Origin of the sequence: Paenibacillus sp. GCM10023250 (genome assembly GCF_042653205.1) — a bacterium.
Lineage (GTDB): Bacteria > Bacillota > Bacilli > Paenibacillales > Paenibacillaceae > Paenibacillus_Z.
Genome location: NZ_JBHSHY010000001.1, coordinates 54,850 through 81,251 on the forward strand (window position 1 = coordinate 54,850; position 26,402 = coordinate 81,251).

Annotated in this window: 26 protein-coding genes and 1 pseudogene; 20 read left to right on the forward strand and 7 right to left on the reverse strand. The window is 62.7% G+C overall.

Features of this window, described 5'->3' with window-relative positions:
- Nucleotides 1–141 precede the first annotated feature (141 nt).
- Nucleotides 142–351, forward strand: a pseudogene (locus tag ACFPB1_RS00245) (copper amine oxidase N-terminal domain-containing protein); the annotation flags it as partial.
- Nucleotides 352–560: 209 nt separating this feature from the next.
- On the opposite strand, the gene ACFPB1_RS00250 reads toward ACFPB1_RS00245, so the two are convergent.
- Nucleotides 561–695, reverse strand: coding sequence for a hypothetical protein (locus ACFPB1_RS00250; protein WP_379221707.1), 135 nt, complete (start codon nucleotides 693–695; stop codon nucleotides 561–563).
- A gap of 146 nt (nucleotides 696–841) precedes the next feature.
- On the opposite strand from ACFPB1_RS00250, the gene ACFPB1_RS00255 reads away from it, so the two are divergent.
- The 3 genes from ACFPB1_RS00255 to ACFPB1_RS00265 all read left to right on the forward strand — a co-directional run bounded on the left by ACFPB1_RS00255 (nucleotide 842) and on the right by ACFPB1_RS00265 (nucleotide 3,520).
- On the forward strand, nucleotides 842–1,219 hold the full coding sequence (locus ACFPB1_RS00255; protein ID WP_379221709.1) for a hypothetical protein: 378 nt from the start codon (nucleotides 842–844) through the stop codon (nucleotides 1,217–1,219).
- Nucleotides 1,220–1,445: 226 nt separating this feature from the next.
- Nucleotides 1,446–1,952, forward strand: coding sequence for a MarR family winged helix-turn-helix transcriptional regulator (locus tag ACFPB1_RS00260; RefSeq protein ID WP_379220609.1), 507 nt, complete (start codon nucleotides 1,446–1,448; stop codon nucleotides 1,950–1,952).
- Nucleotides 1,949–3,520, forward strand: a complete 1,572-nt coding sequence (locus ACFPB1_RS00265; protein WP_379220611.1) for an MDR family MFS transporter — start codon at nucleotides 1,949–1,951, stop codon at nucleotides 3,518–3,520. The genes ACFPB1_RS00260 and ACFPB1_RS00265 overlap by 4 nt, the downstream gene beginning before the upstream one ends.
- A 246-nt stretch (nucleotides 3,521–3,766) precedes the next feature.
- On the opposite strand, the gene ACFPB1_RS00270 is transcribed toward ACFPB1_RS00265, so the two are convergent.
- Nucleotides 3,767–4,324 carry a TetR/AcrR family transcriptional regulator gene (locus ACFPB1_RS00270; protein WP_379220613.1) on the reverse strand — a complete coding sequence of 186 codons (558 nt, stop codon included), beginning with the start codon at nucleotides 4,322–4,324 and terminating at the stop codon, nucleotides 3,767–3,769.
- Nucleotides 4,325–4,561: 237 nt separating this feature from the next.
- On the opposite strand from ACFPB1_RS00270, the gene ACFPB1_RS00275 reads away from it, so the two are divergent.
- The 6 genes from ACFPB1_RS00275 to ACFPB1_RS00300 all read left to right on the forward strand — a co-directional run bounded on the left by ACFPB1_RS00275 (nucleotide 4,562) and on the right by ACFPB1_RS00300 (nucleotide 11,009).
- Nucleotides 4,562–5,569 carry an oxidoreductase gene (locus ACFPB1_RS00275; protein WP_379220615.1) on the forward strand — a complete coding sequence of 336 codons (1,008 nt, stop codon included), beginning with the start codon at nucleotides 4,562–4,564 and terminating at the stop codon, nucleotides 5,567–5,569.
- Nucleotides 5,570–5,629: 60 nt separating this feature from the next.
- Nucleotides 5,630–6,094: a cupin domain-containing protein gene (locus ACFPB1_RS00280; protein ID WP_379220617.1), complete on the forward strand. Its 465-nt coding sequence runs from the start codon at nucleotides 5,630–5,632 to the stop codon at nucleotides 6,092–6,094.
- 389 nt (nucleotides 6,095–6,483) lie between these two features.
- Nucleotides 6,484–9,876, forward strand: coding sequence for a methylmalonyl-CoA mutase family protein (locus ACFPB1_RS00285; RefSeq protein ID WP_379220619.1), 3,393 nt, complete (start codon nucleotides 6,484–6,486; stop codon nucleotides 9,874–9,876).
- 29 nt (nucleotides 9,877–9,905) lie between these two features.
- Entirely contained in the window at nucleotides 9,906–10,463 is a 558-nt protein-coding gene (locus tag ACFPB1_RS00290) for a cob(I)yrinic acid a,c-diamide adenosyltransferase (RefSeq protein ID WP_379220621.1), read from the forward strand.
- Nucleotides 10,464–10,573: 110 nt separating this feature from the next.
- Nucleotides 10,574–10,705, forward strand: a complete 132-nt coding sequence (locus ACFPB1_RS00295) for a DUF4023 family protein (protein ID WP_379220623.1) — start codon at nucleotides 10,574–10,576, stop codon at nucleotides 10,703–10,705.
- Between the two features lie 100 nt (nucleotides 10,706–10,805).
- Complete coding sequence (locus ACFPB1_RS00300; RefSeq protein WP_379220625.1) at nucleotides 10,806–11,009, forward strand: hypothetical protein; 204 nt, start codon at nucleotides 10,806–10,808, stop codon at nucleotides 11,007–11,009.
- Between the two features lie 159 nt (nucleotides 11,010–11,168).
- On the opposite strand, the gene ACFPB1_RS00305 is transcribed toward ACFPB1_RS00300, so the two are convergent.
- Together ACFPB1_RS00305 and chrA are read right to left on the reverse strand one after the other, a co-directional pair.
- Nucleotides 11,169–12,620 carry a PLP-dependent aminotransferase family protein gene (locus ACFPB1_RS00305; RefSeq protein WP_379220627.1) on the reverse strand — a complete coding sequence of 484 codons (1,452 nt, stop codon included), beginning with the start codon at nucleotides 12,618–12,620 and terminating at the stop codon, nucleotides 11,169–11,171.
- A 185-nt stretch (nucleotides 12,621–12,805) separates the two neighbouring features.
- Nucleotides 12,806–13,984, reverse strand: a complete 1,179-nt coding sequence (gene chrA / locus ACFPB1_RS00310) for a chromate efflux transporter (protein ID WP_379220629.1) — start codon at nucleotides 13,982–13,984, stop codon at nucleotides 12,806–12,808.
- A 225-nt stretch (nucleotides 13,985–14,209) separates the two neighbouring features.
- On the opposite strand from chrA, the gene ACFPB1_RS00315 reads away from it, so the two are divergent.
- The gene (locus ACFPB1_RS00315; RefSeq protein WP_379220631.1) at nucleotides 14,210–15,520 is read left to right on the forward strand and encodes a VTT domain-containing protein; all 1,311 of its coding nucleotides are present in this window, start codon (nucleotides 14,210–14,212) and stop codon (nucleotides 15,518–15,520) included.
- A gap of 115 nt (nucleotides 15,521–15,635) precedes the next feature.
- Here ACFPB1_RS00315 and thpR read toward each other — a convergent pair whose 3' ends face one another.
- Nucleotides 15,636–16,313: an RNA 2',3'-cyclic phosphodiesterase gene (gene thpR / locus ACFPB1_RS00320; protein WP_379220633.1), complete on the reverse strand. Its 678-nt coding sequence runs from the start codon at nucleotides 16,311–16,313 to the stop codon at nucleotides 15,636–15,638.
- A gap of 160 nt (nucleotides 16,314–16,473) precedes the next feature.
- Here thpR and ACFPB1_RS00325 point away from each other — a divergent pair, with 160 nt between their 5' ends.
- Nucleotides 16,474–16,794 carry a thioredoxin family protein gene (locus ACFPB1_RS00325; protein ID WP_379220635.1) on the forward strand — a complete coding sequence of 107 codons (321 nt, stop codon included), beginning with the start codon at nucleotides 16,474–16,476 and terminating at the stop codon, nucleotides 16,792–16,794.
- A gap of 141 nt (nucleotides 16,795–16,935) precedes the next feature.
- On the opposite strand, the gene lspA is transcribed toward ACFPB1_RS00325, so the two are convergent.
- Nucleotides 16,936–17,397, reverse strand: coding sequence for a signal peptidase II (lspA, locus tag ACFPB1_RS00330; RefSeq protein WP_379220637.1), 462 nt, complete (start codon nucleotides 17,395–17,397; stop codon nucleotides 16,936–16,938).
- 212 nt (nucleotides 17,398–17,609) lie between these two features.
- On the opposite strand from lspA, the gene ACFPB1_RS00335 reads away from it, so the two are divergent.
- The 5 genes from ACFPB1_RS00335 to speD all read left to right on the forward strand — a co-directional run bounded on the left by ACFPB1_RS00335 (nucleotide 17,610) and on the right by speD (nucleotide 21,729).
- Nucleotides 17,610–18,359, forward strand: coding sequence for a hypothetical protein (locus ACFPB1_RS00335; RefSeq protein ID WP_379220639.1), 750 nt, complete (start codon nucleotides 17,610–17,612; stop codon nucleotides 18,357–18,359).
- Between the two features lie 92 nt (nucleotides 18,360–18,451).
- Nucleotides 18,452–19,396: a nucleoside hydrolase gene (locus ACFPB1_RS00340; protein ID WP_379220641.1), complete on the forward strand. Its 945-nt coding sequence runs from the start codon at nucleotides 18,452–18,454 to the stop codon at nucleotides 19,394–19,396.
- Nucleotides 19,397–19,515: 119 nt separating this feature from the next.
- A complete protein-coding gene (locus tag ACFPB1_RS00345) occupies nucleotides 19,516–19,734 on the forward strand; it encodes a hypothetical protein (RefSeq protein ID WP_379220643.1) in 219 nt (72 codons plus the stop codon).
- Between the two features lie 269 nt (nucleotides 19,735–20,003).
- Nucleotides 20,004–20,531 (forward strand): 3D domain-containing protein, encoded by a 528-nt coding sequence (locus tag ACFPB1_RS00350; RefSeq protein ID WP_379220644.1) that lies wholly within the window; start codon nucleotides 20,004–20,006, stop codon nucleotides 20,529–20,531.
- A 367-nt stretch (nucleotides 20,532–20,898) separates the two neighbouring features.
- The gene (gene speD / locus ACFPB1_RS00355; RefSeq protein ID WP_379220646.1) at nucleotides 20,899–21,729 is read left to right on the forward strand and encodes an adenosylmethionine decarboxylase; all 831 of its coding nucleotides are present in this window, start codon (nucleotides 20,899–20,901) and stop codon (nucleotides 21,727–21,729) included.
- Nucleotides 21,730–21,882: 153 nt separating this feature from the next.
- Here the strand turns inward: speD and spoVB are convergent, their stop codons facing one another.
- The gene (spoVB, locus tag ACFPB1_RS00360) at nucleotides 21,883–23,430 is read right to left on the reverse strand and encodes a stage V sporulation protein B (RefSeq protein ID WP_379220648.1); all 1,548 of its coding nucleotides are present in this window, start codon (nucleotides 23,428–23,430) and stop codon (nucleotides 21,883–21,885) included.
- A gap of 209 nt (nucleotides 23,431–23,639) precedes the next feature.
- On the opposite strand from spoVB, the gene ACFPB1_RS00365 reads away from it, so the two are divergent.
- The 3 genes from ACFPB1_RS00365 to ACFPB1_RS00375 all read left to right on the forward strand — a co-directional run bounded on the left by ACFPB1_RS00365 (nucleotide 23,640) and on the right by ACFPB1_RS00375 (nucleotide 26,214).
- Nucleotides 23,640–24,710: a Gfo/Idh/MocA family protein gene (locus ACFPB1_RS00365; RefSeq protein ID WP_379220650.1), complete on the forward strand. Its 1,071-nt coding sequence runs from the start codon at nucleotides 23,640–23,642 to the stop codon at nucleotides 24,708–24,710.
- A gap of 184 nt (nucleotides 24,711–24,894) precedes the next feature.
- A complete protein-coding gene (locus ACFPB1_RS00370; RefSeq protein ID WP_379220652.1) occupies nucleotides 24,895–25,272 on the forward strand; it encodes a MerR family transcriptional regulator in 378 nt (125 codons plus the stop codon).
- A 105-nt stretch (nucleotides 25,273–25,377) separates the two neighbouring features.
- On the forward strand, nucleotides 25,378–26,214 hold the full coding sequence (locus ACFPB1_RS00375) for a phytanoyl-CoA dioxygenase family protein (protein WP_379220654.1): 837 nt from the start codon (nucleotides 25,378–25,380) through the stop codon (nucleotides 26,212–26,214).
- Nucleotides 26,215–26,402: the final 188 nt, after the last annotated feature.

Sequence of the window (26,402 nt, forward strand, 5' to 3'; positions counted from 1 at the left end):
GCTGCTTCCGCCATGCTGCTGGCGTCGGTGACGTCAACCGCGCCGGCGGCGAACGCGGCCGCGGCGAAGCCCGTCAGCATCGTGCTCGACGGCTATACGCTGCCGTTTCCGGCCGCGCCGTACGTGGCGAACGGCACGACGATGGTGCCGTTCCGCGCCATCGCCGAGGCGCTTGGCATCCAGGTCGACTGGGCGAACCGCATGCTGACCGCGACCAAGACGCGGAACGGCACGGTCCGAACGGTCGTCCTGCGCCAAAACGACAAAAAGGCGCTCGTGAACGGGCAGGCACATCAGCTCCGGGTCGCGCCGGCGGCGAAGGACGGATCGATATTCGTGCCGCTAAGCTTCTTCAGCCAGCAGTTCGGAGCTTCGGTCGGCTGGGACGGTCCTTCACAGACGGTGTCGATCACGTCGCCGGTCGAAAAGCTGTACACGGAGGCGTTTTACGCGATTTCATCGTATAAGGAAGCCGGTCTCGTGCGGAAGTTCGACTCCGTCTCGTTCGGCTGGACGCGCATCGACGCGGACGGCAAGCTGACGCTGTCCGGCCGAGACTTCTACTGGCCGAAGCCCGCGGGCGACGTGACGCCGGAGTCGATCTTGCGGGATGCTGCCGAAGCGGGCGGCAAGCCGATGCTGATGGCCGTCGCGATGGACGGCAGCGGCGAGTTGACGAAGCTGCTGGCGGACAAAACCCTCCAAGCCGACGTTATCGCGCAGCTCGTTAGCCTGGCGGCGCAAAACGGATTCGGCGGTATTACGCTCGACTTCGAGGGACTCGGGTTAAGCGGCGGACCTGCCGGCGATCCGGCAATCCTTCACCGATTTCGTCGCGTCCTTGAACAAGAGCGCCAAAGCGGCGGACCTCACCCTCGCGCTTGCGCTGCATCCGCTCAACAGCTCGTACCGCGGCTACGATTACAAGGCGCTGGCCGCGCATGCCGACGAGATCATCATGATGGCGTACGAGTATTCGTACGAGGACGGCCCGGAGCCGCTGAACCGCATCGACGAGGCGATCCGGCTCGCGGTCGCGGACGTGCCGAAGAGCAAGCTCGTGCTCGGCATCTCCATGGGCAGCGAAACCGCGGCGACCGTCAATGGCAAAATCGGCCTCGCCAAGCGCTACGGTCTCAAGGGGGTGGCGTTCTGGCGGCTTGGTCTGATGGGCGACCAGACGATGGCGGCTATTCAGAAGTCGGTTGCGCTTCGGTAGCGGCGTCAAATTCGAGAAGCGGCTATCCTGGGGAACGAGTAACGCATCATCAGCCGCAATTCATGGAAAGAGAGATCGGCCTCGGCGTCTTCGGACGGAGAGCCGGCTCTCTTTTCTTTTTGCAGAAACGTATTGACGCGGGCGGCGATTTGTTATATTTTTTATAAGTCTAAAATATCTTACTGGCTAAGTTATTTAACAACTAAACTAGTCGGTCGGTAAAACAATGACGCCGGAAGGGAGGGGAAGACCGATCGCGGAGTCGACCAGTAAGGAGAAGAAGCTGAACGAGCTGCTGCTGCTCATACAGCGGTGGAGCCAGCGCGCGAAGAATAGTTTGAAGACGGTCGAGAACCCGTTCCAGCTCGCAAACGGACAAATCATCGTCTTGATGTATCTGCAGCGCAACGGCGCATGCAGGGTCAACGACGTCGCCAAACTTCTCGGCATTACGTCCGGCGCGGCGACCGGCCTGACCGACAAGCTCGTCGGCCTCGGCCTCGTCGAACGGACCCGGCAGGAGACCGATCGACGCGTGGTGCTGCTCAGCCTGACGGAGAAAGGCGCGGAGACCATCGACATCATTTGGCAGCAGCGAACCGAATGGATTGCCGGGATCGTCGGACAGCTCGACGAAGGGAAGATCGACGTCGTCCTGGAAGCGTTCGGCCTGCTGCTTCAGGCATTGGAATCCCAATACACACCAGAACCCAACAAGGAAGTGGAAAGATGACCTCAATAAGTCCAAAACAGATCCGATGGATCGTGACCGGGCTCATGCTGGGCCTCCTGCTCGGCTCGCTCGACCAAACCATCGTATCGACCGCCATGCCGCACGTCATCGCGGAATTGAACGGCTTCAGCCTGTACAGCTGGGTGTTTACCATTTACATGCTAACCTCGACGACGGCCGTGCCGATCTTCGGCAAGCTCGCCGACTTGTTCGGCCGCCGTCTCGTCTACTTGATCGGGATGGGGTTGTTCCTCGTCGGATCCGCGCTTTGCGGCCTGTCTCATGACATGACGCAGCTGATCGTGTTCCGCGCCATCCAAGGGATCGGGGCGGGCGCCCTGATGCCGATCGCCATGACGATCATCGGCGATATTTTCCCGCCGGACCGCCGCGGCAAGATGCAAGGCATTTTCGGCGCCGTGTTCGGCTTGTCCAGCGTCATCGGCCCGGCCGTCGGCGGCTTCATCGTCGACCATCTCGCGTGGCAGTGGATATTCTACATTAACCTGCCGTTCGGCATCTTCGCGGCCATCATCCTGTCGATCGCGCTCAAGGAATCCAAGAGCGACGAGAAAAAGGCGATCGACTGGGGCGGCGCGGCCACGCTTACCGGCGCGATCGTGGCGTTCCTGCTCGCCATCGAGATGGGCGGCAGCGGCTCGTCCGAAGGCGGCATGACGAAATATGCGTGGGACTCCCCGCAAATTCTCGGCCTGTTCGGCGCCAGCCTCGTGCTGATCCTGCTCTTCCTGTGGATCGAGTCCAAGGTGAAAGAACCGATCATCCCGCTCAAGCTGTTCGCCAACCGCGCGATCTCCGTATCGAGCATCGTCGGCTTCTTGATGGGCATGGGCATGTTCGGCGCCATCACGTACATTCCGCTGTTCTCTCAGGCGGTTATCGGCACTTCGGCCTCGAATTCCGGCTATATCCTGACGCCGCTCATGCTGTCGCTCATTCTGTCGAGCATCATCGGCGGCCGGCTCATCATGAAGCTGAGCTACCGGAGCATCGTGATGGCGTCGATGGCGATCATGACCATCGGCTATCTGTTCATGTCGCAGATGACCGTGAATACCGGCAGCTTCGAGCTGATCGTGTATATGATCATCATCGGCTTCGGCATGGGCGCGCTCATGCCGGTGCTCACGATCGCGGCGCAAAGCGCGGTCGGACACGAGCTGCGCGGCGTCGCGACGTCGACGACCCAATTCACGCGTTCGATCGGCGGTACCGTCGGCGTCGCGATCATGGGCGTCATCATGTCGACCAAAATGACGGACGGCATCGGCGGCCTGCAGCAGGAGTTCCAAGACATTCCCGCGGATCAGCTGAGCTCGCTGGCGAATCCGCAGGCGCTCCTGCAGCCCGAAGTAAAGGCGCAGGTGCCGCCGAAGCTGCTCGAGGCGCTGCAGCATATTTTGAGCAACGCGATTACCTCCGTCTTCGTCATCGGCATCGTCGTGGTCGTCATCGGCCTGATTTCGGCGTTTTTCTTCGGCAAGCTTCGGATGCCCAAGCGCCAGCAAGGCGCCGCGCCGGTGAAAATCGAAGCGGAAATGATGTAAGCCGGCCGTTCTCATGGATTCGGGAATCGCCGGTTCAACGATTTCGTTCGGATTTGAACGCACTTATTCGATTCGCTTTACCGCCAAGCCTGATTAGGGCTTGGCTTTTTTTTTTGCGCGGCCGGCGGGTTGTGGTGGGATCACCTGAAGGGCAGTGTGATTTATCATTTGTGCGGATAATTAAATATAAAAAAGCAAAAAGCCGATGCATCGTCGGCTTTCCAAGCAGCAAGTAATGAAACACTCCTAATCGTTAAGAATCATTCGAAGCAATTCTTTAATCATTTCGCGAAGCTCCGAGGAGTTTTTGGCGACAATTTTAAACCCGCGAGTGGCACTTGTTAAGAGATGAGCCAATTTCTCTGGAGAAAGGGTATCTAAGCTTTTGGCGGATTTCGGATGAGATTCCAAGATACTGACTAGAACGACCTCAAGCTTCTTGTAGCTCGCATGGAGTGCCTCTTGAGCGAATGTATACGAGCTCTCAGTCATTTCTTTTACTTCCGGTGAGTTCAACGATTGATCGAAATTGTTTATAGACCAAACCTCGAACGCAAATAAAATTTTGTCCTCAGGCGTTTTCTTGGAAGAAAGTCCTTCCACTATTTCTTCAATAAGAAGGTCGCCATAATGAAGAATCGTCGCGTTAAAAACTTCCTCCTTGTTCTTAAAGTACAAATACAGACCCGCACGCGATATGCCGGCGGCTTCTGCGAGTTCATTCATTGACACTCGCTTATAGCCATACTTGAAAAACACGTCCAAAGCAACGGTTAGCAGATGCAGCTTTTTTTTGTCGTCCATGATGTTATTATTATACACTTTACACACTTTGTCTATTCGTATATTATCGTCATATAGACATTAAACGTTATTTGTCTAAATATCAAAAAGGAGGCCTGCAATGAGGACCACAGCATTTAAAAGCTACTGCAAGGGTTGCCGATTGTTTTAGCTGGACTTTGCGGCTATCGGTTTCGAAATGGATAGCAAATACAAGATAAGCCATTTATTATCATGACCTTTAAAGGAGAATTTATGATGACAACAAAACAAACACCAATCGGCTCCGGATTTGGAGCTACTGTAACAGCCGAAGAGGTTATTAAAGGTATTGATCTTACCAATAAAACGGCCATCGTCACCGGAGGCTATTCCGGACTTGGACTTGAGACCGTGCGCGTACTGCGTTCTGCAGGAGCCAAGGTTATTGTTCCAACGCGTGACGTCAATAAAGCGGTGAGCGCACTTGCAAACATTGACGGCGTTGATATTGAAGTGATGGACCTAATGGACCCAGCTTCGATTAATGCCTTTGCAGACAAGTTTCTTGCTACCGGGCAAGCACTGCATATCCTGGTAAACAGCGCGGGCATTATGGCGTCTCCTTTGTCCCGCGATTCGAGGGGTTATGAATCACAATTCGCGACGAACCATTTGGGCCATTTCCAGCTTGTTGCACGGCTATGGCCAGCGCTGCGCAAGGCGAACGGCGCGCGCGTGGTGTCGGTTTCTTCCTGGGGGCATCACTTTTCGCCTGTCGTGTTTGAGGATCCTAACTTCGATCGGCGTGACTATGACCGCTGGGCAGCCTATGGGCAGTCTAAGACGGCAAACATTCTCTTTGCGGTTGCGCTGGATAAACGCGGCCAGGCCGACGGCGTGAGGGCGTTTTCCCTTCATCCGGGCAGCATCGTCGGCACCGGTCTCGAAAAACATCTGTCGGAAGAGGAACTTCGAGCAGCCGGTGTCATCGACGAGAACGGACAACCGGTTCTAGATCCCGCCAAAAATCTCAAGACTGTAGAACAAGGGGCTGCTACCAGCGTATGGTGCGCGACGAGCCCACAACTTAACAATAGGGGCGGCGTTTATTGCGAGAACTGTGATATCGCCCCTCTGGGTCATGACAATGAGTCGGATTTTTATTTGGACAACGAGTCGACTTTAACGGATTCAGGCGTGATGCCGTATGCGGTTGATTCGGCAGCAGCCGATCGGCTCTGGAGCCTCAGTGAACAACTAATCGGCCAAAAGTTTGCAATATAAGAAGAAGGAGTTCATACAGCGGGAAATAATGATAACGCCTTGCAGCGAGGAGAAATGAAAATGAAACAAACAACTAGTTCCGTAACCAAGGCAGCAGTTACTTTCGCCGAGGATCTCGAATGGTTCGATACGATGCCGGGTGAACAAATGGCTATTCGCATTCACAGCAGCCAAGTTGGCGGAGCAATAACGGTCATTGAAGCTCGTGTACCAGCTTTGATTGGCCCGCCGAAACATATTCATAAGGAAAGGGAAGAGGTATTCGAGATTCTTGAAGGGACTTTCCGTTTCCAAGTGGGTGAAGAGGAATTTGAAGCTACACCAGGAACGAGTGTCGTGGTTCCCAGAGGCATTCCTCACGCGTGGGCTAACGTCGGGCATGATACGGGACGTATTCTTTTCACTTTCGCGCCAGGCGGAATAGACGATTTCTTCCTTGAGATCAGCCGGCATACGATCGAGGAAATTGGGCGGCTGGCCGAGCAAAATGATACCCTAATTATTGGGTCTCCAATGCTCACGTAATTCGGAATTGACAATTGAACTTCATAAAATAACCAAACACGGGACAGCTAGCCCACAATCGGATAGAGCGAAGCTCATATGAGCTCTCGAAGCGTCTTATGAAGCCCATAAAGTAACCGCCCAAAGATCGCGAATCGTGCAATCCGGCAGCGTAACGGAGCAGGCGTAAGGTTCATAACGCCGCGTCTTGACCGCGAGCGGGGCTCCAGTTGGGAAGGCGCCAAGGCATTCGGCCTTGGCGCCTTTTTCTTTTGCCCGGGCAGCGGCTGGCGGCCGCGGCCGGCAGCAACCGGTTCTCCGAAACGGCATCTCTCGCGTGAAACCGAAATAAGGTAATAAGGAACGCAGCAATTCGGTGCGGCGCACAGCCGCGGAAGGGCGGGTGCATCATGGATACGCAAGCGTATCGCCCGGTTCATCCGGTGCGCTTCGTAACGGCCGCCGCCTTGTTCGACGGGCACGACGCTTCCATCAACATCATGAGGCGGCTGCTTCAGGACTCCGGCGTCGAGGTCATTCATCTGGGGCATAACCGGTCGGTGCAGGAGGTCACCGCGGCGGCAATCCAGGAAGACGCGCAGGGCATCGCCGTCAGCTCTTACCAAGGCGGCCATCTGGAATATTTGACGTACATGCTGGACGTGCTGAAGGCGCAGGGCGCGGGCCATATCCGGATTTTTGCCGGCGGCGGCGGCGTCATCCTGCCGTCCGAGATCGAAGCGCTGGAACGGTACGGCATCGCCAAAGTGTTTTCGCCGGACGACGGGCGCGCGATGGGGCTGCAGGGCATGATCGATTTTATGGTCCGCGACTGCGACCGCCGGACGCCGCGGCAGGCGGAGGCGGATATGCAGGCGCTTGGCACGGCGAATTGGGGCGCCGTCGCCAGGATGATCTCGCTCGCGGAGGACCGAGCGGCGGGCGCGGAGCTGGGCGGCGCGGAAGCCGCGGCGCTCGCGCGGCTGCAGGCGGAGGACACGCCGCCGGCGCCGGTCCTCGGCATTACGGGGACGGGCGGCGCGGGCAAAAGCTCGCTCACCGACGAGCTGGTGCGGCGCTACCTCGACGCCTATCCCGGGCGTACGATCGCGGTGCTGTCCGTCGACCCGACGAAGCGGAAGTCGGGCGGCGCGCTGCTCGGCGACCGGATCCGGATGAACGCGATCCAGAACCCGCGCGCCTATATGCGCAGCCTCGCGACGCGGGGCTCCGGCTCGGAAATCAGCGACGCGATCCGCGACGCGATCGCGGTGGTCAAGCGGGCCGGCTACGACTTCGTCATCGTGGAGACGAGCGGCATCGGCCAAGGGAGCGCGGCCGTCGTGGACGTCTGCGACGCGGCGATGTACGTCATGACGAGCGATTTCGGCGCCGCGAGCCAGCTGGAGAAGATCGACATGATCGATTACGCCGACATCATCGCGATCAACAAATTCGAACGGCGCGGCTCGGCGGACGCGCTGCGCGACGTGCGCAAGCAGTTCAAACGCAGCCGGAAGGCGTTCGACGCGGCCGACGAGCAGCTGCCCGTGTTCGGCACGATCGCCAGCCAGTTCAATGATCCCGGCACGTCGCGGCTGTTCCGGCGGCTGATGGCGATCGTCGAGGCGAAGACCGGCAAGAGCTGGCCGGCCGGCCTGAAACCGTCGGACGATCCTAGAGACGGATCGCCGGCCGCGGCCTCGCCCGCGAACGCGCCGCAGCCGCACGTGCCGCCTGGTTCCGCCCGAGACGCCGCAGCCTTAGCCCCGTCTGCGGCAGCGCATGAACCGGCGGCGCGGCCGGCGATCATTCCCGCCGAGCGCAGCGGGTATTTGAACGAGATCGTGCAGACGATCCGCCGCCGGAGGCGCTTCGTGGACGCGCAGGTCGAGGCCGCCCGGCGGATCGCCCACCTCCGCGGCGCGATGGAGCAGCTGGCGACCGACGGCGCGAGGTTCGTGAGCGCGGAGGAGACGGCCGACATCGCCGCGAAGCTGGGCGCGATGCTCGCGGATCGCGAGGCGGCGCTCGATCCGGCGTGCCGGAAGCTGCTCGACGATTGGCCGGCCATCCGAGCGGCGTACCGGCAGGAGCTGAGCGTCAGGACCGATGGCGCGCCGATACCGCCGCGCGAGGAATCGGCGACCGAGTCGCTGTCCGGGACGCGCGTGCCGCGCGTGAGCCTGCCGAGGTTCGAGGATGCCGGCGAGCTGCTGCGCTGGCGGCTGACGGAGAACCTGCCCGGCCATTACCCTTATACGGCCGGCGTCTTCCCATTCAAGCGGACCTCGGAGGATCCGAAACGGCAATTCGCCGGCGAAGGCACGCCGAAGCGGACGAACCGCCGCTTCCACTATCTGTGCCGGAACGACGAGGCCAAGCGGCTGTCCACGGCCTTCGACAGCGTCACGCTGTACGGCCAGGATCCGAGCGAGCGGCCCGACATCTACGGGAAGATCGGCAATAGCGGCGTGAACGTCTGCACGCTCGACGACATGCGGAAGCTATATGCCGGCTTCGACCTTTGCCATCCGACCGTCAGCGTGTCAATGACGATCAACGGCCCGGCCCCGGCGATTCTCGCGATGTTCATGAACGCGGCGATCGACCAGCAGACCGAGCGTTTCACCGCGGAGCACGGCCGGGAACCGGACGAAGCCGAGCGCGCGGCACTGCAGGCCGCGACGCTGCGGGCGGTCCGCGGCACCGTGCAGGCGGATATTTTGAAGGAAGACCAGGGGCAGAACACGTGCATCTTCAGCACGGAATTCGCGCTCAAGATGATGGGCGACATCCAGCAATATTTCATCGACCGCGGCGTGCGCCATTATTATTCCGTCAGCATCAGCGGGTACCACATCGCGGAGGCAGGGGCCAATCCCGTGACCCAGCTCGCCTTCACGCTCGCGAATGGATTCACGTACGTCGAGTATTATTTGGCCCGGGGCATGCGCATCGACGATTTCGCCCCGAACCTGTCGTTCTTCTTCAGCAACGGGCTGGATCCCGAATACAGCGTCATGGGACGGGTGGCGCGCCGGATCTGGGCGACGGTCATGAAGGAGAAGTACGGCGCGAACGAGCGGAGCCAGAAGCTGAAATACCACATCCAGACGTCCGGCCGCTCGCTGCATGCGCAAGAGATGGACTTCAACGACATCCGCACGACGCTCCAGGCGCTGATCGCGATCTATGATAACTGCAACTCGCTGCATACCAACGCCTACGACGAAGCTGTCACGACACCCACGGAAAGCTCGGTCCGGCGTGCGATGGCGATTCAGCTCATCATCAACCGGGAGTTCGGGCTGGCGAAGAACGAAAACCCGCTGCAGGGCGCTTTCATCATCGAAGAGCTGACCGACCTCATGGAGGAGGCCGTGCTGTTGGAATTCCAGCGGATCCACGACCGCGGCGGAGTGCTCGGGGCGATGGAAACCGGCTACCAGCGGGGCAAGATCCAGGACGAATCGCTGGCCTACGAGCATAAGAAGCATTCCGGCGAGCTGCCCATCGTCGGCGTGAATACGTTCGTGAATCCGCAGCCGGAGCAGCGGCTGGACGACATGGAGCTGGCGCGTTCGACGGACGAGGAGAAACGCGAGCAGATCCGCAATCTGGAAGCCTTCCGGCAGCGGAACCGGGATCGGAACGAGGCGGCGCTGGAGCGGCTGAAGGAGACCGCGAGGAGCGGGGGCAACGTGTTCGAGGCGCTGATGGACGTCGTGCGCTTCGCGTCGCTCGGGCAGATCACGGCCGCCCTGTACGAGGTCGGTGGCCAGTATCGGCGCAATATGTAGCGCGCTAACGGGATGGGAGGAGGATCGGCATGAAAATATATACGAAGTCGGGCGACAAAGGCCAAACGAGCCTGGTGTCCGGCAAACGGGTGCCGAAGAACGCGGCACGGGTTCAGGCGTACGGCACGGTCGACGAAGCGAATTCGATGATCGGCTTCGCGTTGTCCGCGCTCGAAGGAAGCAGCGAATGGGAGTCGTTCCGCGCCATGCTGCTCGAGGTGCAGGCGAAGCTGTTCCACGTCGGGGCGGAGCTGTCGACGCCGTCGCTGCTGAAGCCCGCCTGGCCGATCAAGGAGGAGGACGTCGATCGTCTCGAAGCCTATATCGACGGGATGGAGGCGGAGCTGCCGCCGTTGACGAACTTCATCCTGCCCGGCGGACTGCCGTGCGGGGCGGCGCTGCACGCGGCGCGGACGGTCGTCCGCCGGGCGGAGCGGTTGGCCGTCGAGGTGAGGCGCGAGGAGGACTTGAACCCGGTGGTGCTGAAATATTTGAACCGGCTGTCCGACCTGCTGTTCGTGGCCGCCCGCTTCGCGAACCGCCGTCAAGGCGCGCCCGAGCCGGACCTGCCGCGTCCGCCCGCCTGATGCGGCGCGCCGGCTTGCAAGCGCCTTCGGAGGTGACGGCTTCCCGCCTGCATACCTCTTCGGGAACGGGGAGACGCTATGGTCAGCCATACGCAAAGGAGGGAACCCGAATGGAATCGACGAATGAATTCGTAAGCAAGGTGAAGAACGCGCAGGCGAAGCAGGAGAAAAACAAGGCGCATTACGGTAAAGGGACGCCTTCGGCAAAACTGTCGACCAAGCAGCATACGAACAATCCGTAACGAACGCGCGGCGCCCGGGAAATGGATGGCGTCCGCTGCCTTGCGAATGGCGGGTGTCAGCGGCAAGCCGGCCGCTTATACTATAACCGGGTGATGACGGATGACGATATTATTCATCCTGGTCGGCATCGTTATGGCCGCGGGCGTCGCGGCGACGATCATGATCGGGGAATCCAAAAGCAACAAGCAGGAAAATCCGGACTATTTTCGCAACACCGGCCGCAAGTGGATGAGTCTGACGGGCATTTACGCGATCGGGCTGGCGGTGGCGGCCATCTGTCTGATTATTTTCATTGATCGCTAATGCAGCTTTACAAAACCGAAACGCGAACAAACCGCGGAGCATGCGCTCCGCGGTTTGTTCGCGTTTCGGGCGAAGCCGCCCGGCGGACGGGGATCGGGGTATCGGCCGCTCAAGGATAAAGCATGCAAACGCCCGCATGCCTGAGGCCCGCTGCGAGGGTTACCGGCCGCCCGCGCCTTGTTCGAGCGCTCGCAGCGCTTCGGCGAAGGCGGCGATGCCCGGTCCGATGTCTTCCCCGCGCGGTCTCGCGTACGTGAACCGGACGAAGCCCGGCTCCGAGCCGTAGACACTGCCGGGAACGAAGACGGCGCCGCGGCGAATCGTTTCCTCGAGCAGTTTGCCGTCCGGCACACCGCCGCGCAGCCGGCACCAGAGATGGAGCCCGCCGCGCGGGATGCCGAATTCGATCCGGTCCGGCAGCTCTTTGCGGAGCGCCTCGATCAGGAGATCGCGCCTGAACTGCAGCTCCGTCCGCAGCCGTTCCAGGTGAGGACGGAAATACGGCGATTCCAGGAACCGCGCGACGATCCGCTGCGGAATGACGCTGAGGCCGAAGTCCATCTGCTGCCTGGCGTCCGCCAGCCGCTCGACGATGGCATTCGGGGCGACCATCCAGCCGACGCGCAGGCCGGAGGCCGCGATTTTGGAGAAGGAGCCGATGTAGAGAACGGTGCCGTCCTCGTCCATGGCTTTCAGCGGCGCTGGAGGCCGTTCGCCGAAGGCGGTGAGGCTGAACGGATCATCCTCCACGATCGGCAGCCCGAGGCCGCTGGCGGCTTCGAACAGCTGCTTCCGGCGCTCCGCGGCGAGCACCGTGCCCGTCGGGTTCTGGTAATTCGGGTTCAGGAACACCATCTTGACGCGATGCTTCTTGCGCAGCGCCCGGATGTCCTCCGGCCGCGCGCCGTGCTCGTCCACGGGCAGGCGAAAGACGCGGAGGCCGGCCGACTGGAACATCGGCAGCGAGCGGCAGTAGGACGGATCCTCGACGGCGACGGCGTCGCCCGGCGCCAGCAGGCATTGCGCGATGAGGAAAAGGGACTGCTGCGAGCCGGACGTGATGAGCACGGACGAGGCCGTCGTCCGTATGCCCCGGTATTCGGCGAGATAGGACGCGAGTGCCTCGCGGAGCGGCATATGGCCTTGCGGGTTGTCGTAGCCCAGATAGGCGATATCGTCCTGCTCCCGCAGCAAGGCCGCGATCTCCGCGGCGGGCGCCAAATCCGCGGCCAGCTCCCCGCTCGCGAAATCGATCAGGGACGGCTGCCGCGACAACGACTCGCGGATGTGCCGCATGAGCGGCAGGTTCGGGAGGAAGCCGCCGTCTTCGGCGTAGCGGCTCCAGTTTGGCGTCTGCTTGGGCGCCGTGCCCCAGCCGGCGCGGCTGACGCGCGTGCCGCTGCCGGTCCGGCTCTCGACGATGCCCGCCGCGCGAAGCTCGCCGAAGGCCAACACGACCGTGCTCCGATTGACGCCGAGCAGCTCCGCCAGCTTTCGCTCGGACGGAAGCCGGCTGCCCGGCGGAAACTCGCCGGACGAGATGCGCCGCGCCAAATCGTCGGCGATTTGGGCGTAGAGCGGCATGCCGCTGCCGCGGTCGGGCTTCCACATCGATCGATCGCCTCCTGGTTTAAGTGTGATCCCGCACGCTCTTTTGCATCCCATCATACCATGGTCGACGCGAGCCGCGTCATCCGAATGGCGGCGGAAAAGCGTCGATTGTATTACTGTCTCGTGAACATGGCGGGTCCGCCGGCTCCCTAATTGGATGGTGCGGATTCGTTATACGTTTCTTCTTACAGGTAAGGCAGTGCCAAGCCGCCGAGCGCCGATACCGCGACGACGAGCCACGGCGGCAGCTTCCACACCGTCAGCAGCCCAAATGCGATCAGCGCCAAGCCGAAGTCGGCCGGCGTACGCACGGCGCTCGTCCAGACGGGATCGTAGAGCGCCGCGGCCAGGATGCCGACGACGCCGGCGTTGACGCCCGCGAGCGCCGAGCGGAAGGCCGGCTTCGCGCGGATGGCGTGCCAAAACGGGAGGGCGCCCGCGACGAGCAGATACGCCGGCAGGAAGATCGCGGCGACCGCGAGCAGGCCGCCCGCGATGCCGTTCGGCGCCGGACCGGACACGACGCCGAGGTACGCGGCGAGCGTGAACAGAGGGCCGGGTACGGCCTGCGCCGCGCCGTAGCCGGCAAGGAACTGGCCGTCGGTCATCCAGCCCGGCGGCACGACGCTCTGCTGCAGCAGCGGCAGCACCACGTGGCCGCCGCCGAAGACGAGCGCGCCCGCGCGATAGAAGCCGTCGAACAGCGCGATCGCGTGGTTCGGCACGGCGGCCCGCAGCAACGGCAGCGCAATCAGCAGCGCGCCGAACGCCGCGAGGAACCACGCGCCGGTCCGGCGCCCGATCGCGGCGGGCCACGCCTCGGCCGGCCGCGCGTCGTCCTCTCGCAGGCATCGCCAGCCGATCAGCCCCGAGGCCGCGATGATGCCGGCCTGGACGAAGGGCGAGGGGACGAGCAGAGCCGCGACGGCGGAAGCGATCGCGATGGCGGCCGTCATTTTGCCGTTCGCCAGCTTCGCGGCCATGCCCCAGACCGCCTGCGCGACGACGGCGACCGCGGCGAGCATGAGCCCGTGCAGCCAGCCCGCGTCACGAACGTCCAGCCCATGCAGCGCGTAGGCGAACGCCATGAGCAGGACGACGGACGGCAGCGTGAAGCCGGCCCAGGCGAGCAGTCCGCCGAGCAGGCCAGCCCGGCGGATGCCGATCGCGATGCCGACCTGGCTGCTCGCCGGTCCGGGCAGGAACTGGCAGAGCGCGACCACGTCCGCGTAGCTCTCCTCCGTCAGCCACTTCCGCCGTTTCACATACTCCTCGCGAAAATACCCCAAATGCGCGATCGGCCCGCCGAACGACGTCAGCCCGAGGCGCAAGGATACAAACAGGACTTCCAGCAATCGATTCACATTGATGTCTCCTTCCGCGCGGATGCGCAGTAACTCAGCCTTGATTATGCCAAGCTTTTGTTCTTTCCGTGTTAAGAGGAAGGACTAAGGGGGAAATTTAATCGGGGAGACGCAGCGCGAACATACCTCGGCGGCGCGGCGGGCAACCTAGAAGCTGACGATACGGACGGGGCTGCCCGTCTGCCGGACGCGGCACGCATATCCGCGAGCAGGGAGGAGAGCGCCGTGGGCGCGTTAAGCGATGTTTTAAGCCGGTTGTTGGAGACGTACGGCTATCTCGTGCTGTCTTTGTCCTTATTTCTGGAAATGCTGGCGCTGCCGCTGCCGGGCGAGCTGCTGATGACCTATACCGGCCTGATCGTCTTTGAAGGCCGCCTCCATTGGCTGCTAGCCGTGCTTGCGGGAGGGGCCGGCGCGTCGCTCGGCATGACGGCTTCCTATTGGATCGGCTATCGGCTCGGCAATCCGTTCTTCGAGCGATGCGGCGCGCGCTTTCACTTCGGACCCGACAAGTTCAGCCGGTTGTCCAGCTGGTTCGCCCGATACGGCTGCAAGCTGCTGCTGATCGCCTTCTTCATTCCCGGCGTGCGCCACATGACCGGTTACTTCTCGGGCACGACCAGACTGCCGTTTCGCAAGTATGCGGCATTCTCGTACGCGGGCGCGTTTCTGTGGGTGTTCGTCTTCATCACGCTCGGCAAGATGCTCGGTCCGAAGTGGGAGCAGTACCATCACGAGCTAACCCGTTACTTGGTCATCTTCGGCATCATCTCGGTCGCCGCGTACGCCGCCTACGCGCTGATCAAACGAAGCCGCGCGCGCTGGTATGCGCTCGCCAAGTCGCGGGTGGAGCGCGCCGCTCGCCGCTACCGCTCCCTCGGGACGGTGCGCCTGCTCATACTCGGGGCCGGCGCGGCGTTCCTGGGCTGCTTCTCGCTCATGATCGGCCTCGTTCGAAATTTCCTGGCGCACGAGTTCGCCGTCTTCGACGAGGTCGTCCTTTACCTCGTCGGACGGCTGTTCGGCCCGGAGTGGCTTACGCCGATGACGCGCTTCGCCGCGCTCGGCGCCATGCCGGCGCTCGCCGCGGCGATGCTGCTGACGCTGCTCTGGATCGGGCTCGGCAGCCGCGACCGGCTGCTCGAGCTGGCCTTCTACGCCGTGGTCATCGCCGGCGGCGAAGGATTGGAGGAAGGGCTGCGGCAGCTGTTCCGCCGGGTCGGACCGACAGGCGAATGGCTGTCGTTTCCCGGCGAGCCGACGTTCATGGCGCTGACCGTGTACGGCTTCTCGGCCTATCTGCTGGTGCGCCATCGCGGCCGGCCGAAGCATCGCGTCCTGGCCGCCGCGGCCGTAACCGTACTATGCCTCTTGACCGGCATCGGCACGGTCGCGCTGCGGCTGAGCTATCCCAGTGACGCCGCGGCCGGCTTCGTATTCGGCGGCATGTGGCTGACGCTGAGCGTCGCGCTCCTGGAAGGCTTCCGCTACGCGGGTGCGGGCACGCTGCGGCCAAGAGCGGAGAGCCGAGCTTGACTGCGTGATGCGCGGGCGTCAGTGAACAAGCCGCCGCGAGTTCCGATGAGGATCCTGCGGCGGCTTGTTCGGCATGCGGCTGACGTTCCCGCGGGCGGCGATGGCGAAGGGAAGCTCAGCCGAGCCGGAAACGTCCGGCCGCTTCGTACATCGGCCGCCGGTGCATGTGCGTGCGGTACAGGACGATCTCGTCGACGACCCAGCTTAAGTCATTGCCGTCGCCCAAGGCGCCAAAGCGAGCCTTGCTGTCGTCCGCCGAGCCGTCTTCCGCCGCACCGTTCGCGGACGGCATCGTCCCGCTCTTTGGGGGGAACGCCGGCTGGACGAACGGATCCGGTCCCACGAAGTTGCGGGCGAGCGTGAGATGCGGGTTGTACGGGCGCTTTTCCGCTTCGTAGCCGAGCGGGGCCGTCGCTTCGACGACGAGGCGATGCAAGCGGTGAAGCGCTTGGATCTCGCCGCCGAGGCTCGCCCAGAACACGCGCGGCTGCTCGGTCCGGCCGAACGTGCCGACGCCGCCGAGCGCGAGGCGGAAAGGCCGGACCGCGCCTGACGCCGCGGCACCCGCGAGCGCCGCCGTCAGCGCCGGCAGCCGGTCCGATGCCGTGTCGCCCAGAAACTGCAGCGTCACGTGCAGGTCATCCGCATGCGTCCATTTGCGGAACGGATGTCCGGCTTGGAGCGACCGCGTCCATTCGCCCAGCGTCCGCTTCAGTCCTTCAGGCAGCGGCGCCGCGACGAAGAGGCGCTGCGGCCGGACGCCGGCGGCGGATTCGGCTGTCTTGTCGATCATGTGCGCTGGAACCTCCTTCCTTCGTTTTCGCGATTGGCTATAGGGTAACCCGCGGGCACGGGGAACAACCGCTGCGCGCCGGCGCTTGACTCTGACATTGGCGGCAGGCTCTATACTGAATGCGCAGCCCCATTCAAGCATTGAAGGAGGAATCTCGCGCATGAGTCCGATACCGCGAGCGGAAAGCGTGAACCAATTAAACGAGCTGACGCGGGAAGGCGTCGTGCTGGTCGATTACGGCGCGCCGTGGTGCCAGCCCTGCAGAACGCTGGAGCCGATTCTCAGGGAGCTGGGCGAAGAGCTGGCAGGCTCGGCCCGCATCGTCTACGTCGACTGCGACGCGCTGCCGGACGCCGCGGCCGCGGCCGGCGTGATGGGCACGCCGACGGTCGTCGTCTACAAAGACGGCCAGCCGATGGAGAAGCTGGTCGGCCTCCGGTCCAAGGCCGCGTACCGATTGGCGGCGGAGAAGCATCTGTGACCGTTCGCCGCCGCCCCGTTCTTGGCGCCGCCGAGTAACCCGCAGGCATCCGCAGGCCCGATCGTGAGGCAAGGGGCTGTCCCGAAGCGAATCGCTTCCGGGACAGCCCCTTGCGCCGCCTTAGGCCGGCGTTCGGCCGATTCACGACGCGACGCCGTCGTTCTTGGGCTTGCGCAGGAGCAGGAGCTGCTGCAGCAGGACGGCGACGATGCCCGCGTTGATGCACAGGTCCGCGATGTTCAGGATGCCGTCGCCCGACCCGAAGACGAGGAAATCCGTAACCTTGCCGAATAGCAGCCGCTCGGCGCCATTGCCCGCGGCGCCGGCGACGAGCAGGGCGAGGCCGGCATCCGTCAGGCGGCTGCTGCTGCCCTTCGTCCTGCGGTAGTAGAGGACGAGGACGATGAAGAGGACGGCGACGACGCCGAAGAGCCGCCCGTAGCCTTGAAACGAGCTCCGCGCCGCGCCGGAATTTTGGTAGTACGTGAAGTGCAGCAGGCCGTCCAGGAACGGACGGCTGTCGCCGACGCTCATCGTCGACGCCACGATCCGTTTCGCCGCGAGGTCGACCGCGGTCATCAGCAGGGCGATCCAATAGAACATGTCCGGCTTCACCGACCTTTCGTTCGCATACGTCCAGCATACCCCGGGTTTGCCCCTCCGCACAACCCGGCCGGCCGCCGTCAAGCCGACCTCCACGATTTTTCCCCGCGAATGACGCAACTTTTCAGGCATGGAAGCGTTTTATTAGTTGTAAAATAGTACCAAACACAAGAGCCAAGCCTATCGAGCCCATTAAGAGGAGGAAGTGTCTCATGCAACTGTCGTTCGAGCAAAAATCCGCCATGCTGGAGCATGGCTATGTGCACGTCCCCGGCGTCGTGCCGAAGATCATGGTCGACCGGGCGATGCGCCACATCAACCATTCGGTCGGCCAAGGGATGGATCCGGAGCGGATGACGATCTTCCGCGCCCAGTCGTACTGCCCGGAATTGCAGAACAAGCCGCCGATCGCGGACTTGTTCAACGCGACGCCGGTCAAATCGCTGGTCGAGGATTTGATCGGCGAAGGCCAGGCGCTGCCGGTCAGAGACGGCCAGATCGCGCTGCGCTTCCCGTCGCTGCAGGATCCGCCGCCGCCGCCGGGCATTCATCTGGACGGCATGTATACGCCGACGAACGGCATGAAGGAAGGGACGATCGGCAATTTCACGATGCTCGTCGGTGTGCTGCTCAGCCCGGTCCGGGAGGACTACGCGGGGAACTTCACCGTCTGGCCGGGCACGCACCGCCTCTACGAAGCGTACTTCAAGGAGCACGGTCCCGAATCGCTGCTGAACGGCATGCCTCCGGTCGACCTGCCGGCGCCCGTGCAGACGCGCGGGGAGCCCGGCGACGTGTTCCTGGTCCATTACCAGATCGGGCACGGCGTCGCGCCGAACGTCTCGCCGCTGCCGAGGTACGCGATCTTCTTCCGCGTCAAGCACGTGGATCATCACCTGGATTGGAAGGCGCCGATGCGGGACATCTGGCTGCACTGGCCGGGCATTCGCGCCATCCGGTGACGGTCGGTTTTGCCAGCGAGCCCGCTCGCGCCGTATAATCGAAGGGATGGGCGCCCGCCCGATTCCAACGAAGAAAGAGTGAACCCCACATCATGACGATCCCAAAATTCATCATCGACGCCGATACGGGTATCGACGACGCCTTGGCGATTCTATACGGCTTAAAGTCGGACAAAGCCGACATCGTCGGCATTACGACCGTCTTCGGCAACATTCCCGTCGAGCAAGCGACGGAGAACACGCTCCGCATCGTGAAGCTGGCCGGATTCGAGCACCGCGTCCCCGTCAGCATGGGAGCCGCTCGTCCGCTCGTCCGCCATGCGGAATTCGCGACGCGGGTGCACGGCGGCAACGGTATCGGCGACGTCGAGCTCCCGCCGTCGTCCCAGCTGCCGGCCGCGGAGCCGGCGGACGCGTTCATCGTCCGTATGGCCGAGGAGCTCGGCGGCGAATTGTCGCTCGTGACGCTCGGACGGCTGACCAACGTCGCGCATGCGCTGCGCAGAGACCCCGGGCTGCCGGATAAGATCAAGCACGTCTACGTCATGGGCGGTGCCGTCCGCGTGCCCGGCAACGTCACGCCGGTCGCCGAAGCGAACATATGGGGCGATCCGGACGCCGCGGATCTCGTCTTCCGCTCGGGCCTCGCCGTTACGCTGATCGGCCTCGACGTGACGCTCCGCGCGCGCCTGCACCAGCATCAGCTGGACGCGCTGCGCGTGAACTGCAGGCCCGAGAACCGCGAGATCGCCGACTTCATCGACCGTTCGATGCAATTTTACTTCCGATTCTACCGCGAATCGAACGGGTTCGAGGCGTGCGCGCCGCTGCATGATCCGCTGACGATGCTGGCGGCCGTCGAACCGGGCATCGTGCATGCCGAGACGATGCGCCTGTCGGTCGAATGCGGCGGCACGCACTGCCTCGGCATGACCGTCGCGGACCTGCGGCACCGCGCCGCCGTCGGCCATCCCGTGCAGGTCGGAGTCGAGGTGGACGCGGCAGCGGCCGTGGACAAGCTGCTCGCCGTGTTTTGAGCCCGCCCTTAGGCCACCAAAGCGGTAAGATAGTTAGATGATGATCGTACGATCCGCCGTTTTATGGTATACTGGATAAGCATACGGAGTCCAGACGATAGAGAATGGGAGAGGATAACATGACACGGTTCCTGTTTGAATACGAAGTGCCGTCGACGGGCAAGAAGGCGACGTTCAGCTGGGTCGGCAAGTCCGAAGAAGAAGCGCGCGCGGCGGTGCACGCGAAGGCAGCCGATTTCGAGTTCATGGAATTGTCCGACATCGTCGTCGGCAAGCTGCTCGAAGCCAAAGAAACGACCGGCAATCAATACTACGAATGCGAAGGCTGCAGCGCCTAAGCGTTCCAAGCGCGCTTAACGCGCCGCACGAAGAAAGCCCTGGCGACAGGGCTTTTTTTGCGTGCTCCGAGCCGTTCGGCATACGTCCGAAGACGCGGCGAGGATGCGGCATTCTGGCAAATTCCGAGTCTTCATCCAAGATGTAACGGGTTACAAGACGGGCGAAACGGGTTATAAAGGGGAATGCGTATGCGAAACCGAAGGCAAGGTTTGGCACAGCCCTTACAGATCGCCACGATACGTACTTTAGATTGGAGGAATTCTCGCTCATGATCGCAGCCAGAACCATCGCATGCAGCGCATTCGCGCTGATGCTGCTCATAATTTCACATTTTCCGGTGGCGGAAGAGGCGAGCGCGGTCGGCGCGCCGGCGACGCTGCCGGCAGCGCCGCTCTTCACGGCGTCGCTCGCCAAGTCGCTGACCGTTCCGAACCTTGAACAAGCCCGCGCGTCCGCGCACCAGGCGAAATCAAAGCAGGCCGTTAAACGCGCCGCCAAGCCGTCCGGCACGAAGCGCCATTTCGAAGTGACCGCGTATACGGTCGGCGACGATTTCACGCCGTCGCACGGCATTACGGCCAGCGGCGAGCGCGTCAAGGAAGGACGCACGCTAGCTTGTCCGAAATCGCTGCCCTTCGGCACGAAGGTATATTTGCCCGCCCTGGACCGCACGTATACGTGCACGGACCGCGGCGGTATGATCAAAGAGGGACATCTCGACATTTACATGGATTCGCTCAAGGAGGCGCTCCGCTTCGGACGCCGGCAAATGAAGGCCGTGTTATCCGCGGCCTGACCCGCATACGCGCAGGCGATCGATCAAGGCTTGTAAGATCGTGCCGGGGACCGTTAAGGCCCGCCGTCACTGACTGCAAAGGGCTGTTTCCGCGGACTCGTTCCGCCGGAAGCAGCCCTTTGCCCGTTCGCGGACCAGCCATCCACCCTTTGTCGACTGAGAAGGCTGCCGTATGCGGCCGCATGGGCCGCTTCGGCTTACGGTTTCTTTACCCGCCCGGACGACGGCGGAATCAGGCGGACCGTTCGGCGGGGCGACTGCGCGGACGGTGGGAAACGCGGCGCCGCCGGCGCAAGGGAGAGTGACGGAACCCCAACCTGGACATGCTATGCAATGAATTTCCGCCTAAAGGAGGGATGGCGCGGCTATGAAATCGGCCTCGAAAATCACCTTGCACGGCTTCAACAATTTGACCAAAACGCTCAGCTTCAACTTGTACGACGTCTGTTATACCGGGACGAAGGACGAGCGCGAAGCCTATATCGCGTACATCGACGAGCAGTACAACGCCGACCGGCTGACGCATATACTGAACACCGTCGCGGAGATCATCGGCGCGCATCCGCTCAACGTCGCCCAGCAGGATTACATCCCGCAGGGGGCCAGCGTCACGATGCTCGTCTCCGAAGGGCCAGTCGTCGAGGTGCCGCCTTCCAGCTACGAGGAATCGCCGGGCCCGCTGCCCGAGAACGTGGTCATCCAGCTGGACAAAAGCCATATTACCGTTCATACATATCCTGAATATCATCCCGACGTCGAGATCAGCACGTTCCGGGCGGACATCGACGTCTCCACCTGCGGGGAAATTTCGCCGCTCAAGGCGCTCAACTATCTGATTCATTCGTTCGAGGCCGACATCATGACGCTCGACTACCGCGTGCGTGGCTTCACCCGAGACGTCAACGGCCGAAAGCTGTACATCGACCACGACATCAGCTCCATCCAGAATTATATCCCGGACGACGTCGCGGAGGCGTACGACATGATCGACGTGAACGTGTACCAGGAGCATATCTTCCATACGAAGTGCAAGCTGCGGGAGTTCGACTTGAATCAGTATCTGTTCGGTTATTCGAAGGACAAGCTCGATCCAAAGGAGCAGCGCGACATCGCGAACCGGCTCAAGGCGGAGATGGACGAGATCTTCTACGGCAAAAACATCCCCCGCCCCGAAGAGAGCCCGGGACGAAGACGGTGAAGCCGCCTAGCAAGCTGGTGTAAGGTAAGAAGGATACCGGCAAACGGAAAATGACAGTCGGCGGCCAACACGTTCACAAAAAACGAAAAAGCAGCTCGGCCGGCCGAGCTGCTTTTTCGTTTTTTTTGCGTCTACCGCGCGGTGCGTCCGGGGCTACCAGGACACCGGCGCGCGGCGCACCTGCTTCCAGCGCCAAGCGTTCGTGAAGGTCAGCAGCGCGAGATAGAGCGCCAGCGCGCCCGTGACCGAAGCCGTGACGCTCCAGAGCAGCGGCCAGCCCTCGCGAATGAGGAAGTCGAACGCCGCCCGGCCGCAGACGGCCATGACCGACATGCAGAAGCCGACCTTGATGTACGGCTCGATCCGCCAGTAGAAGCCGATGCTGCCCGACACGGAGAAGAAGTTCAGCAGTGTCTGCATGACGATGCCGACGCCGATCCCGACCGCGACGCCGGCGATGCCGAACTGGCTGCCGAAGACGAAGATCGACGCCGTCTTGAACGCCGTGGCCAGCACGAAGTTCCACAGCGCGGAGCCCGCGCGGCCGAGGCCGAGCAGAATCGCGTGCAGCGGCGCGTCGAAGTAGTGGAGGAAGAACATCGGCGCCAGGATTTTCAGCAGCAGCCCCGCGTCCGGCGCGTGATAGACGAGCGTCGTGAGCGGCGTGGCCCAGACGAACAGGATGACGGTCGCGGGCGCGCCGATGAGCAGCCCCATCCGAAGCGCTTGATCCATCCGCGTGTGCATGAGCATGCCCTGCTTGTTCACCGACGCTTCGCCGATCGCCGGGATGAGCGCGGTGGACAGCGAATGCGTGATGAAGCTCGGCATGAACAGCAGGGGGAACGCGTAGCCGGCCAGCAAGCCGAACTGCTTCGTGGCGGCCGCCGTGCCGATGCCGGCGAGCGCCAGGCTGCTCGTGATGAGCAGCGGCTGGAAGGCGCCATAGATCGACGAGACGACGCCCTGCCCGGTGGTCGGCAGGCCGATCTTCAGCAGCTCGGAGAACGTAGGCCTGCCGTGCCGAAGATGCTTCGACCACGTCTCGCCCGGTTCCTTCGCTTCGCCGTGCAGCTTGTAGCTGAGCCCGAGGAACAGCAGGCTGATCGCTTCGCTGACGACGGAGGCGGCCATGGCGCCGGCAGCCGCGTATGCTACGCCGTACGGCATTAGCAGATGCACGAGCGCGAGCACGCAGGCGATCTGCACCGTATGCTCGAGCACGTCGGAGGCGGCGATCGTCTTCATGCGCTGCATGCCGCGAAAGTAGCCCTTCAGCACGGCGGAGACGGCGACGATCGGGGCGATCGGCGTAATCGCGAGCATGGCGTAATACGCCCGCTGATCGCTCAGCAGCAGCTTGGCGATCCATTCGGAGCCGAGCAGCGAGGCAGTCGTCAGCGTGACGCTCAGAATGCCGGTGACGGCCAGCGACACATGCAGGATGCGCCGCACCTTCGCCCGCTCGCCGCGGGCGTTGGCCTCCGCGACCAGCTTGGAGATCGCGACCGGCAGGCCGAGCTCCGTGATCGTGATGACGAGCGGCACGAGGGGATGCGCCATCATCAGGATGCCGATGCCCTCCGCGCCGAGCACGCGGGCGACGAACATGCCGCTGATGAAGCCCAGGATCCGGTTCACGAAGGCCGCGACGGACAAGACGAGCGTGCCTCGCATGAACGACTGTTCCGGTTTTGCCATGATTTGGGTACCTCCCGATGCTCGAATACTTACATATGTATTCCGGCCGCGCGGCCGACATGCGAACAAGCTCGAAGCCCGGCCGAACGTCCCTGCCGCCGAAGCGCGCGGCCCGCGCCGATGGGTACGCGCGGAGCTTGCCGGGGGAAGCGCCGTCGGGCCATAATGGGAGCAGTTGCACATTCATGCAGACAGGACGGTGATCCCGGATGAACGAATCCCGCAAGCTCAATGTAGGCGTGCTCGGCTGCGGGCCGATCTCGCAGGCGGCGCATCTGGAGGCGTGCGCGCGGGCGCGCAACGCGGAGTTGTACGCGATCTGCGACGTCGCCCCGGACTTGCTCGATAAAATGAACGCCAAATTCGCGCCTGAGCGCGCCTATTCCGATTACGGCGACATGCTCGCGGACCCGAACGTGGACGCCGTCGTCATCGGCATCGCGGACCAATTTCACGTGCCGATGGCGGAGAAGGCGATCCGGGCCGGCAAGCACGTGCTGGTCGAGAAGCCGCTCGGCGTGACGATCGAGGAATGCGAGGCGCTGGAAGCGCTCGTCCGTCGTTCGGGCCTCGTGCTGCAGGTCGGCAACATGAAGCGCTTCGACCCCGGCATTGCCTACGCGCGGCGCTTCATCCGGGAGGAGATGGGCGAGATGCTCGCCCTCAAGGCCTGGTATTGCGACTCGACGCACCGGTACGAGGTGACGGAGAACGTCATGCCCATGATTGCCGCAAGCGAAGCCGCCTTGCGGCCGGAGGGCAATCCGAAGCTGGACAAGCAGCGGTATTTCATGATGACCCACGGCAGCCATCTGGTGGACACGGCCCGGTTCCTGGGCGGGGAGATCGAGAGCGTCCAGGCTTGGCATACACAGCGGTTCGGCGCGTACAATTGGCTCTGCACGGTCGAATTCGCGAGCGGCATCGCCGGCCATCTCGACCTGACGGTCGCCGTCCGCATGGACTGGCACGAAGGCTTCGAAGTATACGGCGAGCATGGCAGCGTCATCGCCAAGACGTACAACCCGTGGCTGTTCAAGGCAAGCGATGTAGAGGTGTTCTCCGCGCGGGACGGCGTCTACCGAAGGCCGCTCGGCGCGGACGCCCACTTCTACCGGCTGCAGCTGGAAGGCTTCGCGGACGCGATCCTAAGCGGCGCGCCGCAGATCGGCGCGACCGTCGCCGACGGGGTTCGCAGCATGCGCGCCATGGTCGCGATCGCGCGGTCGGCGGAGAGCGGGCGCAAGGTGCGGCTGGACGAAGCCGTCGGCGCCGTCTAGGGCTGGCGGATCCGGCCGGCTTCCGGCGCTGGCGCGTCCCGGTCGCGCGTCCCGGTCGTGAGTCCAGGCAGCGAACCGCGAATCGCCGGCCGTTCGAAGATCGCACGGCGCGTTCACGCTTGACCCTCGCATCGGTGTCAGGGTGTATAATGAAACCAACCATGCGGAAGGAGGGGACGACGGAATGCGGATCGGGGAATTGGCGGCGCGTACGGGCGCCAGCATCCGCTCGCTGCGGTATTACGAGCAGCAAGGGCTGCTGGCGCCGCTGCGGGAAGATAACGGCTATCGGGTCTATTCGCCGTTCGCGGAGGAGCAGGTGCGGACGATCCGCCTGTACTTGAACCTCGGGCTGACGACGGACGAGATCGCGGGCATCCTGCAGTGCGTGCTGATGAACGAGGAAGCCTTCTGCGAGCAGGTGCTCCCCATCTACCGGCAGAAGCTGGAGCAGATCGACGAGCAGATCCGGCTGCTGACGGGGATTCGCCGCAATCTGCTCGACCGCATCGACGCCATCGTGCGCGAGCGTCCCGGCGAAGCGCGCGAAGAGGTATTGTAGGATTGCCGCGCAGCGGCTATAATCATATGTGCCCGCGCACATGAAACCGTTAACATGGACGGTCGCGGCCATCGGGAGAACAACCACTACGCGAGGTGAACGAGGTTGAAGATTAGCCAAGAAGAATTGGAAACGCTCCAGCTGAACGAAGCGACGATCGAGCTTGCCGTCAACCTGATCAAAGTGAACGGCTACGTGATTTTCGAAGGCGTGCTGCCGGAGGCGAAAGTAACCGAGCTCCGCGAAGCCTTCAAGGCATGCATGAAGTGGTTCATCGATAAACACGGCGAAGAGATTTATCTGAACAAGACGGGCTTCAACGAAGGCACGAACCATCTGGGCATCTTCCTGCCGTTCGCTCCGCCATTCAACGATCCGCTCGTCATCGAGCACCCGTTCGCGCTCGCGGTCATCGACCGCCTGCTCGGACCGGACCATGCCGTGACGCTGTTCTCGTCGAACACGTCGCTGCCCGGCGGCCGGAAAGCGCAGCCCGTTCACCCGGACTACGGCGCCCGCTTCGGCGACCTGTGCAAGGTCTCGCTGCCGATCACGGACCTCGTGTTCAACATTCCGCTCGTCGACGTTAACGAAGGCAACGGTCCGATGGAGATTTGGCCGGGAGGCACGCATTTGCTGCCGGACTCCTATTACGGGCCGAACGGGCCGAACCCGGAAGAGCTCGCGCCGCACATGCATTCGATCAAGGTGCATATGCCGGCGGGATCTATCCTGATCCGCGACGTCCGCATGTGGCACCGGGGTACGCCGAACCGGAGCGACGAGATCCGCCCGAATCTGGCGCTCATCTACAGCGCGTCCCACCGCGACAACACGGTGCAGATTCCGCAGGAGACGTACGACGGGCTGTCCGAGCGGGCTAAGCATCTGTTCCGCTGGCAGAAGATCGGCTACCCCGTCATCGAGCCGACGCACGAATAGCCGCCGCGTTCGCCAGCATCGCGAGGCGATCCGACTCGTCAGGACGCGGGTGACATACGCGAAAGCAAGCCAAGCCGCGGATCCCGCGGCTTTTTTTGCATGGGCAGGCGCGGCCCACGGCAACCGGTATCGGGCAGCAGCGCCGTTCCGCCGGTTCGGCCAGCCCGAGCCGCCTGCCGCAGCAGGTC